This is a genomic window from Salmonella sp. SAL4457, from assembly GCF_046548235.1.
In the GTDB taxonomy this organism is placed as follows: domain Bacteria; phylum Pseudomonadota; class Gammaproteobacteria; order Enterobacterales; family Enterobacteriaceae; genus Salmonella; species Salmonella enterica.
The window spans coordinates 1-252 of the sequence record NZ_JBGDZO010000936.1 but is presented as its reverse complement, the minus strand read 5'-3'; the positions used below and the strand labels follow the sequence as shown (position 1 = coordinate 252).

General features: G+C 64.3%; 1 pseudogene. It reads left to right on the top strand.

Features of this window, described 5'->3' with window-relative positions:
• Positions 1–252, top strand: a pseudogene (locus ACLJNW_RS26950) (hypothetical protein); the annotation flags it as partial.

Genomic DNA, 252 nt, shown 5'->3' with positions numbered 1-252 from the left:
CTCCAACGGCAACGCCTACCCGCAGTTCGACAGCAAGAACGACGCGCGCGGCATGGCCATCAAGCTGCTCGACGTGCCCGGCGAAAAACTCCTGCCCGGCCGCGGCCATGACGGCGAGCAGGACTTCGTCATGTTCAACCAGCCGGTGTTCTTCATCCGCGACATCGCCGAATACCGGCAAAACTTCGCCGCCCAGGCCGACGGCAAGAAAGCCCTGGCCTTCTTCCCCAACTGGAACCCCGCCAGCTGGGA